The organism is Arcobacter thermotolerans, from assembly GCF_983172305.1.
In genome coordinates this window covers 178,268-193,787 of record NZ_CFAFZJ010000002.1, presented here as the reverse complement: position 1 = coordinate 193,787, position 15,520 = coordinate 178,268, and the positions used below count along the sequence as shown (strand labels likewise).

Sequence of the window (15,520 nt, the reverse complement as noted above, 5' to 3'; positions counted from 1 at the left end):
AGAGTTGGATCTATGCGGAAGTTAATTTTGTGTTTTTTTATTTTAATGACTTTTGGTTTTGCAAAAGAGAATTTTAGCCAAATGAGTAATCAGGAGCTAATAGAGATTATAGGGTTTGTTGATGAGAAAGATATGGCAGATTTTCAAAAAGAGCTAGAAATAAGATTGGGAAAGATGAATACTCATGAAAAAGCTCAATATGAAAAAAGATTAGTTGAAACACCTGAAAGAAAGATAATTGAAGATGAAGAGTAAAATTTTACTGCTTGAAGATGATTATAACTTAAGCGAAACAGTTTGCGAATATTTTGAAGAAGAGGGCTTTGATGTAGTTTGTGTATATGATGGAGATGACGCTTTATCAAAAATATATGAACAAAACTTTGATTTACTTCTTTTAGACGTAAATGTTCCAAAAAAGAGTGGTTTTGAAGTATTAAAAGAGGTTAGAGCTATTGGAAAAACAACTCCTGCAATATTTATAACATCTTTAAACTCTATGAGTTCTTTAGAAGAGGGATTTCTTAGTGGTTGTGATGATTATATTAGAAAACCTTTTGAGATAAAAGAGTTACTATTAAGAGTTCAAACTTTAATAAAAAAAGAGTTTTCAAATAAAAATGAAGTAGTTGAAATTTCTCCTAATGTTACATTTAATACAATCTCAAATGAACTAAAATTAAATAATGAAGAGATAAAATTAAATTTAAAAGAGTTAAAACTTTTGAAATTTTTTCTTCAAAATCCAAATGAACTACTCTCTCACGATAGAATTTATGATTTTGTTTGGGATTATGATGAAGAGTATAGTGATAACTCTTTAAGAACTTATATAAAAAACCTTAGAAAGATTTTGGGAAAAGATAAAATTGTTAGTTTTAAAAAGCTCGGGTATAGATTTATCCAAGAGTGAAACTAGAACTATTATTGGGTTTAGTTTAATTTACTCAATATTAGTTTTGGTTATTTTGGGTGTTATTACTTTTTTATATTATCAATTTAAAAAAGATTTAATGCTTCAAGATGTTAGACAAACTCTTCAAAACTACTCAAATACTCAAATTGCAAATTTAAAAGAGTTACATATTAATATTGATAAATCAGATATATATCCAAGAGATGAAAGATTTAATTCGGCTATTTATGATAGCTCAAAAAAGAAAATTTTTTCAACTTTACTTATGGGCGATGTAAAACTAGATGAAGTTATATATTTAAAAGATGGGTATATTCATTTAATCAAAGAGCCAGAATCTTACTATTTAGGTAGTAAATATGTAATTGTTGAGATAGAAGATGATAATATTTGGTTTTTAAATATTAAATATAAAATGCTTTTTTGGTTTTTGTTTTCATTTATTTTGCTTCTATTTGTTGGATATTTTATTGCAAAACTATTTTTAAAACCAATGAGAGAGTCTATACAAATGCTTGATAGATTTATAAAAGATACAACGCATGAGTTAAATACTCCAATTGCTGCAATTTTATCAAATATACAGATGATAAATAAAGATAATATTGATGAAAAGTTAGCAAAAAAGATAAATAGAATTGAAATAGGTGCAAAAACAATTTCAAATATATACGAAGATTTAACTTTTGTCTCTTTAAATAATCAGATAATCTCAAATAATGAAAAGTTGAATTTTTCTCAAATTTTAAATCAAAGAGTTGATTTTTTTAAATCAATTGCTAATAGTAAACAAATTGAGTTTATTTTAGATATAAAAGAGAATGTTTTTATAGTTTGTGATATAAAAAAACTATCAAAACTAATAGATAATATTCTTTCTAATGCAATAAAATATAATAAGTTTCAAGGATTTATAAAAGTTACTTTAAAAGATAAAATTTTAATAATTGAAGATAGTGGAAAAGGTATGAGTAAAGATAATTTAGCAAATCTTTTTACAAGATATAAAAGATTTGATAAAAGTGTAGGTGGCTTTGGAATAGGGCTTAATATTGTATCTCTTATAGCAAAAGAGTATGATTTGAAAATTGATGTTATTTCAAAAATTGATGTAGGAACAAGGATAAAAATAAGATGGCAAGATTAGTGATTTTTTTATGTTTAACATCTATTTTTGCTTTTTCTAATCCAAAAAATATTTATGAAAGAAATTGTGTGACTTGTCACAATAGAATTCCTGTTACTATAGATAAATACTTTTATAGATATTTACTTGAATATAGTAGTGAAGAAGATGTTAAAAAAGCTATGTTTGAGTTTTTAAAAAACCCTACAAAAGAGAAGAGTTTGATGTCTGAATCTATTATAAAAAGATTTGGATTAAAGAAAAAAACAAGACTAACTGATAATGAATTAAAAGAGGCTTTGGATATTTATTGGAGTGAGTATAATCTTTTTGATAAATTAAAGTAAAAGAGAGAGATTATCTCTCTTTAGTTATAAGCTCTTTGTAAAGCTTTTCATGAGCTTCTATTTCAACTCTACTAGCTTTTCTTCTACAAGATAAAAATCCTTTTGTATTTTCACTAGTAACTGTTGGAAATACAGTTGCATAAACCCAATAAAAATCTCCGTTTTTTGCACGATTTTTTACATATCCTGTCCAAATATTGCCTTTTTTTACAGTTTCCCACAAATCTTTAAATGCAACTTTTGGCATATCTTTATGTCTTATTATATTGTGTGGTTGACCAATTAACTCATCTATATCATAACCTGCAATCTTACAAAAATCATCATTTGCAAATAATATGATACCTTTTTCATCTGTTTCACTCACTAAAAAAGTGTAATCATTAAGCACTATCTCTTTTGACATATCTACTCCTTAATTTAACTTACTTTTTTAGTTTTTGCATCTTCCACTAAAATTTTTGCCATAGCTAAAGTTTCATTTGCAATTATTGCAACATTGCTAGCTTCACTAGCATTTTCTTGAGTTACTCTATCCAAAATAGATACAGCATCATTTATCTGTTCTATCCCTTTTAATTGTTCACTAGAAGCAATGCTTACATCTTGAATAATATCTATAGTTTCAGAAATTAATTTATTTAAGTTACTATATCCAGCTTTCATCTCATCTGATATTTTTTTACCATCATTTGTTTTGCTTGTTGCATTTTCAACTAAATCTTTTATCTCTTTTGCAGCTTCTGCACTTCTATTTGCTAAATTTCGCACTTCTTGTGCAACAACTGCAAAACCTTTTCCAGCTTCACCTGCAGTTGCAGCTTCAACAGCGGCATTTAACGATAGAATATTTGTTTGGAATGCTATTTGATCAATTACTTCTATAGCTTCATTTATTGCTTCAACTTTCGCATTTATCTCATCCATAGAAGAAGCTGTTTTATTTGCTAAATTTTCACCTAAAATTACACTATCTTTTACATCTTTACTTAAGTTTGACATTTTATGAGCATTTTGAGTGTTATTTTTTGTTATTCCTGTAATCTCTTCAAGAGCAGCAGCTGTCTCTTCAAGACTTGCTGCTTGTGCATTTGCTTTGTTTGCTAAATTTTCAACACTTCTATTCATAGTTAAAGAGTTTTTTTCTAGTAATGTTCCATTTTCTAGATTGTGTTTAGCATTGTTATTTAATTCAGAACCAAGTTGATTAATCTGCTCCATAGCAAGTTTCATTTTACCTTTTAAAATAGGATTTATATTTACCTGTCTTCTATAATCATGCTCAGAGTAAAGTCCTATAATCTCAACTAAATCTTCAATATTTGTATTTGCTCGAACTAACATTTTATTTACAACTTCTTTTAAAGTATGTACCATAAAGTTTGATGTACTTGAAGTTATTTGTGTAGAGTATATACCTTGAGCTACTTTGTCAAGAGCAATTACAAGTTCTCCCAAAACATGCATATCATCTTTTCTCATTCTATCGTATTTATCAAAATATTGGTTCAACTCTTTAAGTATGGCACCTATATCATCATTTTTTATATATTCAGCTTTTCTAATATTATTTGTTTTGAAAAACATATAATCCATAAGATTTTCTATATAATCTTTTATTCTATTAATACCACCTACAACTCTTTGCATAGAGTTATAATTTATATATCCAACTATAATAGCAAATACAATGTTTACAGCAATAATAGCAGATATTTTATGATCACTTAAGATAGCAACAGTACTAATAGCAGCAAAACCAATTTGGCTTAGAACCATAATTAGGAAAAAACGTTGTTTTGAGGTAAGATTCATAAGCATTTAGAAACCTTTTTGTAAGATTTAAGATTATAGATAAATAACTTTTAAATACATCTTAAGTACAATTGACAAAGATACCATATAATAGATGTTTTAAGAGTTTTTAAATAAAGTTGATCCAACTCTTATTAAGTTTGAGCCACATGCGATTGCAAGTTCAAAATCTCCACTCATTCCCATAGAACAGTATCTTGCACCAAAAGGTTTTAGTGAATCAAAAATTTCTTTTGTAATAATAAAGCTATCTTTTATTATTTTTTCATCTTCACTATTTGCTCCAATAGTCATAACACCTTTTAAAATAATATTTGGACATATATTAATAATATTTTTATATATTTCTACTGCATCTTTTGGGTCAACTCCACTTTTACTATCTTCATAACTTGAGTTTATTTGAAGTAAACAAGAGATTTTTTTATTTTTTTCAACTAATCTCTTATTTAGCTCAATTGCAAGTTCTAAAGAGTCCAAAGAGTGAATTAAAGTTGGGTTTAGGTCTATTAGATTGTTTATTTTATTTTTTTGTAAAGTACCAACAAAATGCCACTCTATTGGAAGTTCATCTAAAGCTTTAGATTTATCTCTTAAATCTTGAACTTTGTTCTCTCCAAAGGCTCGCTGACCAACTTCGTAAAGAGTTTTAATATCTTCAATAGTTGAATATTTTGAAATACCAACAATTTTTACTATATGATGCTCACTAACTCTAAGTCTAGCTGCTTCAACTTTTGTAATTAAGTTGTCAAGATTTTTTGTAGCAATAATTTTTTCCATAAAATACCTTTTAGTTATTTAAAAATATTCTGTTAATATCGTTATAAATTCCAAGTAGCATCAAGCTTCCTAAAATCAACCATCCCATTATTGTAAGAAACATAAAAACTTGATCACTAGGTTTTTTTCTCATAATCATCTCGTATAGATTAAACATAATATGTCCACCATCAAGTGCTGGAATAGGAAGAAGATTTAAAACTCCCAAATTTACAGATATTAAAGCTGTGATTGTTAAAAGTGCTATTAAAGAGCTTTCACTAGCATCACTTATAACTTTTCCAATAGTAATAACTCCACCAATTTCACTACTAGGAATTACTCCAGATATTAGTTTTTGAACACCTTGAAAAATCATAGTTGAGGCAAAAATAGTTTTTTCATAAGCATAAAGCAAAGAGTCAAAAAAACCTAATTCTAAAGTTACTACTTCACCTTTTGGTGCTACTCCTATCATTCTTTTTTTAATATTTTCATTAAACATATTTTGACTATCACTAACTACAGGATTAATTGTTTTTAGGATAATTTGATTATCTCTTTTTATATAAAACTGTAAAGAGCCTTGAGAACTTGTTATAACTTTACCTATTTCATCCCAAGATTTTATATCTATGTCATTTATTCTTATAATCTCATCATTAGTTTGTAATCCAGAAACTGCTGCAACTGAGTTAGGGCTGATATTTCCAATAACTGGAGCTAAAGTTTTAGCACCTATAAGTGCAATACTAAAGTATAAAATAGCTGCTAAAATAAAGTTTGCAAATGGACCTGCAAATAATATGATAATTCTTTGCCAAGGTTTTTTTGTATTGTATGAGTCATTTCCTGTTTCTACTAAAGTAGGTTTTGAGTCATCTTGACCTTTCATTTGTACATATCCACCAAGAGGTATCATAGCAAACTGCCAAGTTGTACCTGCCCAATATTTACTATAAATTGCTTTTCCAAATCCAATTGAAAACTTTTCAACCTTTACACCAAAAAATCTTGCTGCTAAAAAGTGTCCTAATTCATGAAAAAATACTAAAAAAGATAAAACCAGTAAAAAAGTAATAGTACCCAAAAAAATCCTTAAGCTTTGAAGTAATCTCTAGTATATTCAAAACCAGAGTATAGAGTTAAAGCTACAGCAAACCATAAAAGAGTTGTTGCATATGGCCAATTCATAATTAAAAATCCAATAGCAAACATTTGAGCTACTGTTTTTACTTTTCCAGCCATTGTACTTGCTACATTTTTGCCTTCAGCTACTGCAACAACTCTAAGACCTGTTATAAAAAACTCTCTTGAAAGTATTAAAAAAACAGCCCATACATCAGCTCTATCAATAACCATTAAACCCAAAAAACCAGCAAGAACAAGCATTTTATCAGCAAGTGGATCTAAAATTCCACCAAGTTTTGTCATTTGATCCCAAGTTCTTGCAATATATCCATCAAAAAAATCTGTAACAGAAGCAATTACAAATATAAGTCCAGCAAAATAGTCAAACCAAGATGGATGCCAAGATGAGAAAATTGTATTGTCCCTATCTACAAAAAACCAAAGCATTAGCGGAGCTAATGCTATTCTAAATAGAGCTAAAATATTTGGAAGATTTAGATTTTTTGACATTATCTAAAAGTTGTCCCACCATCAACTATTAATGTATGACCTGTAATCCAAGAAGCATCAGAAGTACATAAAAAATAACAAGATTGTGCTAAATCTTCAGGTTGACCAATTCTATTTAATGGAGAGTATTCCGCTGTTTTTGCTTTTACCTCTTCATAGTTTGTAAATGCTTTTAATGCATCAGTATCAATTGGACCACCTGAAACTGCATTTACTCTAATTCCAAATTCACCAAGTTCATTTGCTGCATATCTAACCATTGCTTCTACAGCAGCTTTATTTGTACCATGACCCGCATAGTTTTCAATATATACCAAATTTCCAGTTGAAGATAGAGATACAATAGCTCCTCCTCCAACTTTTTGCATTCTTTTTGCTGCTTGTTGTGCTCCACAAACAAAGGCATTTACAGTTGCAGTATAAATATTGTTTAATCCTCTTGGTTTTAATTTCATAAATTTACCATAACCACCTACAACAGCTCGTCCATAAATCATAGCATTTGAGATAAAGAAATCTACTCTATCAAAATCTTTATCAATCTCTTCAAAAAGTTCACTATATTTTTCAGGTTCTAAAATATTAAATGGGTAAGCTTTGCATTTTACACCAAATTTAGATTCAACATCTTTACAGATTTCTTCTGCTACTTCACCATTTGAATTGTATGTGAATGCAACATTTACACCATTACTTGCAAATTTATAGACACACTCTTTTCCGATACCTTTTGTACCACCTGAAATTACTAAAGTTTTACCTTTCATATTACAATTCATTATTTTACTACCTCATATTTTTTTAAGATTTTTTCTAATTTGTCTAAAGTTTCATTACTTGGGTTTGTTAATGGTAATCTAAACTCTAAGCTATCTAATAAACCGCTTAAATACATAGCTGCTTTTATAGGAATAGGGTTGCTTTCACAAAATAGAACTTTGTTTAATTCAAATAAATCATTATGAATTTTTAAAGCTGTTTGAAAATCTCCACTCATAACTGAGCTTACAAGTTTTGATTTTAAATTTGGAACTAAATTTGAAGTTACAGATATAATACCTTTTGCACCACTTGCTAACATTGCAAAATCTACACTATCATCACCTGAGAAAACAAAGAAATTTTCTCTTTGTGAAATAATTGCAGTAGCTCGTTCAAGTGAACCAGTTGCCTCTTTTATACCATAAATATTTTTTACATCATCAAAAAGTCTAATAGCTGTCTCTGGTAATAAATCAACACCAGTACGTCCTGGAACATTATATAACATAAAAGGGATTTCAACTGATTGAGCTATTGTTTTATAGTGCTGATATAGTCCTTCTTGAGTTGGTTTATTATAGTATGGAGCTATTGATAAAATTCCATTTGCCCCAATCTCTTGAGCGAATTTTGCAATATCACATGCTTCACTAGTTGCATTTGAACCAGCTCCTGCAAGAACTTTTACTCTTGTATTTTTACAAGTAGCAACTGCTACTTCTATACACTCTTTGTGTTCTTTATGTGAAAGTGTAGCGCTTTCACCTGTTGTCCCTACTGGAGAAACAGCATCTACACCATTTGCAATTTGTCTTTTTATAAGAGTTTCATATTTTTCTAAATCAAGTTTTCCATTTTTAAATGGTGTAACTAAAGCAGTCATAGAGCCAATAATGGTATCCATCTTTTTCCTTTTATTGTTTATTTTCTTTTAAAATAAGAGTTGTTGAATTCTCTTTTACTAAATATTTTTTTGCAACATTTACAATATCTTCAACTTTTAGTTTTTCTAAATTTGCTTCATACTCTAAAAGTGGTTTTATATTGTCACGAACAAGATAAGTTCCAAAAAGAGAAGCTACATCGCTAGAGCTTTCTAAAGAGTATATAAAGTCTGCTTTTGTATTTATTTTAAGCTTATCTAACTCTTTTTCTTTAATTTCGCCTTTTTGAATTTTCGATATTATATCTAAAATCTCTTTTTCTATTTTTAAAGCATCAACATTTTCATTTGCAACAGCCATAAACATAAAAACTCCAGGATCTTTTAACTCCATATTATAAGCATAAATACTATTTGCTAATCTTTTTTCATCTACTAAAACTTTTTGTAAAATTGAGCTTTTACCACTGCTTAAAAGTTGAGATAAAGCACTTAATGCTATTTGATCTTTATGTTCAAAATTTGGAATATGATAAGTCATAGCAAGCATTTGTACATTTGATTCTTTATTTATAATTGCTCTTCTTTCACCATCTTGTTTTGGTTCTACTGTATGAACAGAACTAGGTATCTCTTTTGTGTTTTTTATATCTTTGAAGTGTTTCTCAACATAAGAAAAAACATCATCTTTTTTTATATCTCCAGCAACTACTACTATTGCATTTTGTGGTTGATAATATGTTGAGTGAAAATCTTTTATATCTTCAATTGTCCAATTTTTTATATCATCCATAAATCCAATTGGAGTCCAGTGATATGGGTGATAAATAAAAGTATTATTAAAAACTCTAAATTGCAAATATCCCATTGGGTTATTATCTGTTCGCCAACGTCTCTCTTCTGCTACAACATCACGCTCTGGTTGAAACTCTTCATCATTTAAAGTTAGATTTTGCATAAGTTCACTAAAAAGTTCAAGAGATTTATCTGTATTTTTTGATGAAGTTTTTATATAGTAGTGCGTGTAATCAAAGCTAGTTCCTGCATTGTTTACTCCACCAAAACCTTTTACAATCTCATCAAACTCTCCAGCTTTTAGATTTTTTGTTGATTTGAAGTTTAAATGTTCTAACATATGGGCGATTCCACTTTTCCCCATAACTTCATTTCTACTTCCAACTTTGTAAAAAATATCAACAGAGACTACATTTGTGTTGTTATCCATAGGAATTGCAACAATTTGTAATCCATTGTCTAAGTTTTTTGTATAATAATTTGGCAAACTATTTGCACTCATAAACTCTCCAATAAAAATATAAATTATAAAAATTTTTAAGAAATTTCTCATTATCTTAAATTTGCTCCAATAGCTTCAGAAATATTATCGTAGCCATCAGCTTTTAAAAGTTCTAGTAAATCTTGATTTATCTTTCTAACCATTGAAGGTCCTTCAAAAATTAAACTAGAATAAACTTGTACTAAAGAAGCCCCGTTTTTTATTCTTTCATAGGCTTGATTTGCATTTGAAATTCCACCGACGCTTATTAATATAGTTTTTCCATAAAGCTCACGAGCAATCTCTTTAAATAAAAGTGAAGATTTTTCACTCAAGACTTGACCACTTAATCCTCCAAAATCTTTACAATTTGGAACTAAACTATAATCAATAGTTGTGTTTGTTGCAATAATTCCAGCTGCTCCACTATTTATAGCAGTTTTACATAACTCTATTGCTGTTTGTACTTCCATATCAGGTGCAATTTTTAATAAAATTGGTTTATTCGTAAGAGTTTTTGCCATAGAGAAAAGTTCATTTATAAACTTCTCATTTTGTAAATCTCTTAAATTTGGTGTATTTGGACTTGATATATTTATTACAATATAATCACCATAAGATTCTAACTTTTTAATTAAAGTTTTATAGTCATTTAAAGCATACTCTTCTGGAGTTGTTTTATTTTTTCCAATATTTACCCCAATAGGTATAGAAAAAGGGTAAACTTTTTTTAGATTTTTTAAAACTGCGTGAGCTCCTAAATTATTGAATCCCATTGCATTTTGAACAGATTTATATTCAGGATATCTAAACATTCTAGGTTTTGGATTTCCATCTTGTGGCATAGGAGTAGTTGTTCCAATCTCTGTAAATCCAAATCCCATACTTTTCATAGCTTTAACCATTGTTGCATTTTTATCAAATCCAGCTGCAAGACCTACAGGATTTTCAAATTTTACATTAAAAATTTTTTGATGAAGTCTTTCATCACTTATAAAATTCTTTTTTTCATAATAGTTTTTTAGTAACTTACATTTTCCAAGAAGTTTTAAACCAGATTCAGCAATATTATGAGCTCTTTCAGGTTCAAACATAAATAGTATTTTTTTTAGATTTTCATAACTAAACAAAGACTTTCCTTTTTTTAAAAATTCAAATATATTAGCAAAAAATAATCAAATATTTGCTGAATTATACAATCTTTGGTACTCTGTGCTATTTTCTAAAAGCTCTTCCTGAGTTCCAATATCTACAATTTCTCCATTTTTAAAGAGAGCAATTTTTGAAGCATTTCTTATAGTGCTTAATCTGTGAGCTATTACAAAAGTAATTCTATCTTTACTAACTTCTTCTATTACTTGACTTATTAAAGATTCGCTTTTGTTATCTAATGCAGATGTTGCTTCATCTAAAATTAATATTTTTGGATTTTTATATAAAGCTCTTGCTATTGCAATTCTTTGTCTTTGACCACCGCTTAAATTTGTTCCAAATTCATCTAAAACTGTGTTAATACCTTTTTTCATACTTAAAACAAACTCATAAGCATGTGCTTGTTTTAAAGCTTCTATAACTTTTAAATCATCAAGTTCTTCACCATAAGATACATTTGCTGCAATTGTGTCATTAAAAATATATACTCTTTGAGTTACAATACTTATATTTTCTCTTAAAGTTTTCAAAGATAAATCTTTTATATCTATATTATCAAAAGTTATTTTTCCTGCACTTGAATCATAAAATCTAACCAAAAGATTTATTAAAGATGATTTGCCTCCACCACTATCGCCTACTAGAGCTATTATTTCACCTTTGTTTGCTTCAAGATTTATATTTTTTAAAGCCTCAAGATCATCATATTTTAAAGATACATTCTCAAATTTAATACTATTTATACTATCTATTTTTTCTATTTTTCCAGATTTTATAGATGGAGATTTTTCAAAAATACTATTTATTCTCTCATTTGCTGCAAGTGCATCTTGCATCTTATTGTATAATCCAGATATTCTTTTTATTGGAGTATAAAGCATAAAAAGTGCTGCTATGAAAGAGCTAAATTCACCAGTTGTTAACTCCCCACTAATAACTTTGCTTCCACCAACTAAAATAACAGCTCCAAAAGCTAAACTTCCTAATATTTCCATAAGTGGAGATGTTAGTTCGTTTGTTTTTACTGCTTTCATATTGTATTTAAAGAAAATCATATTAAATACACTAAATTTTTTTTCTTCTAAAATTTCAGTGTTATTTGCTTTTATTATCTCAATATTATTAAACGATTCTGTAAGGCTTGATGTAATATCTGAGTTGCTCTCTTGAGATTTAAAAGATAGTTTTTTCATCTTTTTTGCTAGTAAACTTAAAGGATAAAAAGCCAAAGGTAAAACAATAAGTCCATAAAAAGCAAGTTCAGGCGAACGATAAATAACCAAAGCAACAAGAGCAACAATAGTTAAACTCTCTCTTATTATCTCTGCTAAATAGCCTGAAACAGCACTTTGAATTCTATTTATATCATTTATTATTCTACTTACAAGCTCTCCTCCATGTATTTTTTGGAAAAAATCTAAGTCCAATTTTAAAACATGTGAAAAAAGTCTATCTCTTATAATTCTTGTAATATCTTGCCCAATATAAGATATAAAATATGCTTGAATATATCCACCAAAACCTTTTGCTGTATATAAAACAACTACGATTATTGGCATAATATATAGCATATCTACATTTTTATTTATAAAAATATCATCTAAAAGAGGCTGAATTGCATAAGCTGTTCCAGCAGTTGCACTTGCAACTAGAATAATTCCAATAAAAGCATAAAAAATCTGTAATTTATAGTTTTTATAAAATGGTGTGTATTGTTTAAAAAAATTTATCATATATTCCCTAAAATTAAAAAAAAGTCTTCAATTTTATCAAATGTTTGCTAAAACTAATAGTTCTTAAACATTTTAACAAATTTATCAAAACCAAAAGCTCTTAAAGTAAGAAAAAATAGTACAAAACCACTTAGTGTTCCTGAAAAAGCTAAACCAGATGCTCCAAAAGGTTTTATTAGAATTAAAGAGAATATAATATTTGCAACTAAACTTTGAGCAGATATTTTAGCAGTTAGCACTTGTTGCTCTTTTGCATATAACCAAAGTGAAAATATTTTTGCTAAGCCAAAAGGCAAAAGTCCTATTAAATACATTTTTAAAATTAGTGCAGTGTTTATTGTGTCTTCACTTGTAAAAGCACCTCTTTGGAATAGAAGTTCTATAATAAATTTATCAAGAGCTATTCCTACAACCATTGAAATTGTCAAAACTGCAAATAAAATAAGAGCTGATTTTTTCATAAGTTTTAGAGCTTCATCTTCATTTTTATTTTTTATAGCCTTTGCAACCATTGGAAAAAGTGCTATTGAAGTTGCTATTGCAAAAATTGCAAGAGGTAGTTGAAAAACTCTATTTGCATAGTATAAATATGATATAGAACCACTAATTAACATTGAAGCTAACCAAGTATCTATAAAAGCTGAAATATGCATAGTTGAAGAGCCTAAAGTTGCTGCAAAGAAGTTTTTATAAAACTTATTTTCCTCTTTTTTCTTATGATTTTTAAATATAAATATTTTTCCTAAATTTGCTCTTCTAATTGCAATCATATGAACAATTACTTGCAAAATTCCACCAAATATAACCCCAAAAGATAGATAAAATGTAATTGTATATTGCTCAAGACCTTTTGCAATAATCAAACTAGCGATCATTGATAGATTTAAAAGTGCAGTTGAGTATGCAGTTGTTGCAAAATGGTGTTTATATTGAAGTAAAGCACCCATAAAAGTTACCACAAAAATAAGAGGTAAATAGTAAAAATTTATAGCAAATAGTGGTGCAGCTAAATTAATTGTTTCTTCACTAAATCCAATAGCAAAAGCCTTTGCAAAAAGATGAGAAAACATAGTAACAATCAAAGATAAAACAATTAAAAAAGCTAAAATTTGTAAAAATATAATAGATGAAAATCTTATTTTATATTTTGATTTTGCATATGAAGGAATAAAAGCTTGTGTAAAAGCACCATCAGCAAATATACTTCGAAATAAATTTGGAAATTTAAATGCTATAAAAAATATATCAGAATAGACATTTGCCCCCAAAATTGAAGCTGTCATTAAATCTCTTATAAAACCTGTTATTCTTGAAATTAAAATACCAGAACTGTTTGTAAAAATTGATTTTAACAATCTACTTTTTTGGTTCATTTTAACTCTTTGTAGTCATCTTTAGTATGAAAAATTATTTGCATATTTCCTCTAAATGAACCTAATTGTGCATTTAATATCTCTATTTTAGAACCATCTTTTGGTAAAATATTTTTATCTTTTGCAAACAATTTTATAGTTTTTCCACCATTAATTTGCAAATTACCTTTTGTAACAAAACCTTTTAAATTTGTAATTACTTCATTTTCATATTTAAAATCAAAAATATCTATTTTTGAACCATCTAAAAATAAATCTTTATAGTTTTTAAAACTACTATTCTCTTTTAAAATATTAAAATCTTTTATCTCTTTTAAACCATAAAAATCATAGATTTGATTAACTTGAATATTATAAGAAAAGCCTTCTTTTAAATCTTTTGCACCTTTAAAAATATAAATTGCTCTATTGTTTTCTTGTTTTATTATTGCTTTGTCACCATTTTTGTATAAAACTATAATATTCTCTAAAAATATTGGAAATAGAAGCTTCTCCTTTTTGTAAAGAGATGATATTTCACTCTTTTTTTCAATATTTTTTTCCAGTTTTTTTATACTATTATTTGAGTTATTTGTTGAAAATAGTGCAAAAATAGGAAGATGGTCTGAAAAACCTTCACCTTTATGCATTTTTTCATCTCTATTTTGGCTCATTTTCCATCGGTTTATATCATTTTTTTCAAATAAATAATTTGGTTTAAATACTGAAAATGAGCCTTTTATATATGAAAAATCTTTATTTTTTACTAAAGAAGAGCTTATTATCATATTATCAGGTGTGTTATTTTGATTTCTAAATTTTGTTGAAAATCTCTCATTTGTAGGAAGTTCTAACCAAAGATTGTAGTGAACTTTTTTATCAAAACTATTAATTTCATCTAAAATAATAAATTTATCATCAACAGTTGTATTTAAAATATGATTTATTCCAGTAATACCAGCTGTTATATTTAATCTTTGATTATTTTTAAATGTTTGAAACTCATTATAATCAGAGTTAAAATCCCCTAATAAAATATAATAGGAATCATTTGGAAGCTCTTTTAATCTATCATATAAAGTTTTTGCATATTTAACTCTATAATTTTCAGGTGATTTTTTAGAAGGCCAATGGTTATTGAAAATTTTAAATTCTAAATTTTCTAGTTTAAAAGTTGTTTCTAAAATTGGTCTATAAACTGCTTTTTCAAATTTAACATTTAAGTTTTGGCTATTTTTGATTGGAATTTTTGATAAGAAGCCAAGTCCTACTGCACTTGATGGATATTTTGTAAAGTTATAATATGAATATTGTGGTAATTTTTGTTTTAATAGTTTTATTAAATTTTCATTTTCTATCTCTTGTAGAGCAATAATATCAGCATCTAAATCTTCTATTACTTTTATTATATTTTCTAATTTTATGTTGAAATTTCTTTGATTCCATAATGATTTATTATTTGGAATATACTCATCGTATTCTGTTTTATCGTAGCTTAAATCAAAGAAATTTTCTACATTATAAGATGCTATTTTTAAATTTTGAGCATTTAAAAAAGTAGCAAAAATAAAGATTATTAGATATTTATACAAGTTTTATTTCCAAATTTTTTGAAAATTGTAGCAAATATTTTATTTTTAAATGGTAAATGTAAAATATTTATTACTCTATTTTTTAATAAAATTTATTATTTGATAATTTCCAAGAATAATTTGATTTTTTTTTTGATATAATCATCAACACTGTACTGTATAT

The 15,520-nt window shown here is 27.2% G+C and carries 15 protein-coding genes and 1 pseudogene; 4 read left to right on the top strand and 12 right to left on the bottom strand.

What is annotated here, in order from left to right; genetic code table 11:
• Positions 1–12: 12 nt before the first annotated feature.
• Genes AC5LG6_RS02610 through AC5LG6_RS02595 form a run of 4 tightly spaced genes read left to right on the top strand, consistent with a single transcriptional unit; the run spans position 13 to position 2,389 of the window.
• Positions 13–255, top strand: a complete 243-nt coding sequence (locus AC5LG6_RS02610; RefSeq protein ID WP_066154280.1) for a DUF1104 domain-containing protein — start codon at positions 13–15, stop codon at positions 253–255.
• Positions 245–913, top strand: a complete 669-nt coding sequence (locus tag AC5LG6_RS02605; RefSeq protein ID WP_498585620.1) for a response regulator transcription factor — start codon at positions 245–247, stop codon at positions 911–913. Before AC5LG6_RS02610 ends, AC5LG6_RS02605 begins: the two co-directional genes overlap by 11 nt.
• Complete coding sequence (locus AC5LG6_RS02600; RefSeq protein WP_260967110.1) at positions 870–2,063, top strand: sensor histidine kinase; 1,194 nt, start codon at positions 870–872, stop codon at positions 2,061–2,063. The genes AC5LG6_RS02605 and AC5LG6_RS02600 overlap by 44 nt, the downstream gene beginning before the upstream one ends.
• Positions 2,051–2,389 carry a hypothetical protein gene (locus tag AC5LG6_RS02595; RefSeq protein ID WP_498585619.1) on the top strand — a complete coding sequence of 113 codons (339 nt, stop codon included), beginning with the start codon at positions 2,051–2,053 and terminating at the stop codon, positions 2,387–2,389. Before AC5LG6_RS02600 ends, AC5LG6_RS02595 begins: the two co-directional genes overlap by 13 nt.
• Before the next feature lie 10 nt (positions 2,390–2,399).
• On the opposite strand, the gene AC5LG6_RS02590 is transcribed toward AC5LG6_RS02595, so the two are convergent.
• The 12 genes and pseudogenes from AC5LG6_RS02590 to AC5LG6_RS02535 form a co-directional block, all read right to left on the bottom strand.
• Positions 2,400–2,795: a PAS domain-containing protein gene (locus AC5LG6_RS02590; protein WP_066222460.1), complete on the bottom strand. Its 396-nt coding sequence runs from the start codon at positions 2,793–2,795 to the stop codon at positions 2,400–2,402.
• Between the two features lie 14 nt (positions 2,796–2,809).
• Positions 2,810–3,559: pseudogene (locus AC5LG6_RS02585) on the bottom strand (methyl-accepting chemotaxis protein); the annotation flags it as partial.
• Positions 3,560–4,303: 744 nt separating this feature from the next.
• The gene (locus AC5LG6_RS02580; RefSeq protein WP_141054202.1) at positions 4,304–4,987 is read right to left on the bottom strand and encodes a YggS family pyridoxal phosphate-dependent enzyme; all 684 of its coding nucleotides are present in this window, start codon (positions 4,985–4,987) and stop codon (positions 4,304–4,306) included.
• A 10-nt stretch (positions 4,988–4,997) separates the two neighbouring features.
• The gene (rseP, locus tag AC5LG6_RS02575) at positions 4,998–6,056 is read right to left on the bottom strand and encodes an RIP metalloprotease RseP (RefSeq protein ID WP_498585618.1); all 1,059 of its coding nucleotides are present in this window, start codon (positions 6,054–6,056) and stop codon (positions 4,998–5,000) included.
• A gap of 8 nt (positions 6,057–6,064) precedes the next feature.
• Positions 6,065–6,607: a CDP-diacylglycerol--glycerol-3-phosphate 3-phosphatidyltransferase gene (pgsA, locus tag AC5LG6_RS02570; RefSeq protein WP_066222449.1), complete on the bottom strand. Its 543-nt coding sequence runs from the start codon at positions 6,605–6,607 to the stop codon at positions 6,065–6,067.
• Entirely contained in the window at positions 6,607–7,386 is a 780-nt protein-coding gene (locus tag AC5LG6_RS02565; RefSeq protein ID WP_066222446.1) for an enoyl-ACP reductase, read from the bottom strand. Before AC5LG6_RS02565 ends, pgsA begins: the two co-directional genes overlap by 1 nt.
• Complete coding sequence (gene dapA / locus AC5LG6_RS02560) at positions 7,386–8,273, bottom strand: 4-hydroxy-tetrahydrodipicolinate synthase (RefSeq protein ID WP_066222444.1); 888 nt, start codon at positions 8,271–8,273, stop codon at positions 7,386–7,388. The genes AC5LG6_RS02565 and dapA overlap by 1 nt, the downstream gene beginning before the upstream one ends.
• 10 nt (positions 8,274–8,283) lie before the next feature.
• Positions 8,284–9,549 carry a M16 family metallopeptidase gene (locus tag AC5LG6_RS02555; RefSeq protein WP_260964116.1) on the bottom strand — a complete coding sequence of 422 codons (1,266 nt, stop codon included), beginning with the start codon at positions 9,547–9,549 and terminating at the stop codon, positions 8,284–8,286.
• 50 nt (positions 9,550–9,599) lie between these two features.
• On the bottom strand, positions 9,600–10,658 hold the full coding sequence (locus AC5LG6_RS02550; RefSeq protein ID WP_498585617.1) for a quinone-dependent dihydroorotate dehydrogenase: 1,059 nt from the start codon (positions 10,656–10,658) through the stop codon (positions 9,600–9,602).
• Positions 10,659–10,703: 45 nt separating this feature from the next.
• A complete protein-coding gene (locus tag AC5LG6_RS02545; RefSeq protein WP_498585616.1) occupies positions 10,704–12,413 on the bottom strand; it encodes an ABC transporter ATP-binding protein in 1,710 nt (569 codons plus the stop codon).
• A 53-nt stretch (positions 12,414–12,466) separates the two neighbouring features.
• Entirely contained in the window at positions 12,467–13,786 is a 1,320-nt protein-coding gene (gene murJ, locus AC5LG6_RS02540) for a murein biosynthesis integral membrane protein MurJ (RefSeq protein ID WP_498585615.1), read from the bottom strand.
• Positions 13,783–15,357, bottom strand: coding sequence for an endonuclease/exonuclease/phosphatase family protein (locus AC5LG6_RS02535; RefSeq protein WP_498585614.1), 1,575 nt, complete (start codon positions 15,355–15,357; stop codon positions 13,783–13,785). Before AC5LG6_RS02535 ends, murJ begins: the two co-directional genes overlap by 4 nt.
• Positions 15,358–15,520: the final 163 nt, after the last annotated feature.

Coding starts and splice junctions, on each gene's coding strand:
- AC5LG6_RS02580 (WP_141054202.1), bottom strand. CDS start 4,987: ATGGAAAAAATTATTGCTACAAAAAATCTTGACAACTTAATTACAAAA.
- AC5LG6_RS02595 (WP_498585619.1), top strand. CDS start 2,051: ATGGCAAGATTAGTGATTTTTTTATGTTTAACATCTATTTTTGCTTTT.
- AC5LG6_RS02590 (WP_066222460.1), bottom strand. CDS start 2,795: ATGTCAAAAGAGATAGTGCTTAATGATTACACTTTTTTAGTGAGTGAA.
- pgsA (WP_066222449.1), bottom strand. CDS start 6,607: ATGTCAAAAAATCTAAATCTTCCAAATATTTTAGCTCTATTTAGAATA.
- AC5LG6_RS02610 (WP_066154280.1), top strand. CDS start 13: ATGCGGAAGTTAATTTTGTGTTTTTTTATTTTAATGACTTTTGGTTTT.
- dapA (WP_066222444.1), bottom strand. CDS start 8,273: ATGGATACCATTATTGGCTCTATGACTGCTTTAGTTACACCATTTAAA.
- AC5LG6_RS02555 (WP_260964116.1), bottom strand. CDS start 9,549: ATGAGTGCAAATAGTTTGCCAAATTATTATACAAAAAACTTAGACAAT.
- AC5LG6_RS02565 (WP_066222446.1), bottom strand. CDS start 7,386: ATGAATTGTAATATGAAAGGTAAAACTTTAGTAATTTCAGGTGGTACA.
- murJ (WP_498585615.1), bottom strand. CDS start 13,786: ATGAACCAAAAAAGTAGATTGTTAAAATCAATTTTTACAAACAGTTCT.
- AC5LG6_RS02605 (WP_498585620.1), top strand. CDS start 245: ATGAAGAGTAAAATTTTACTGCTTGAAGATGATTATAACTTAAGCGAA.
- AC5LG6_RS02545 (WP_498585616.1), bottom strand. CDS start 12,413: ATGATAAATTTTTTTAAACAATACACACCATTTTATAAAAACTATAAA.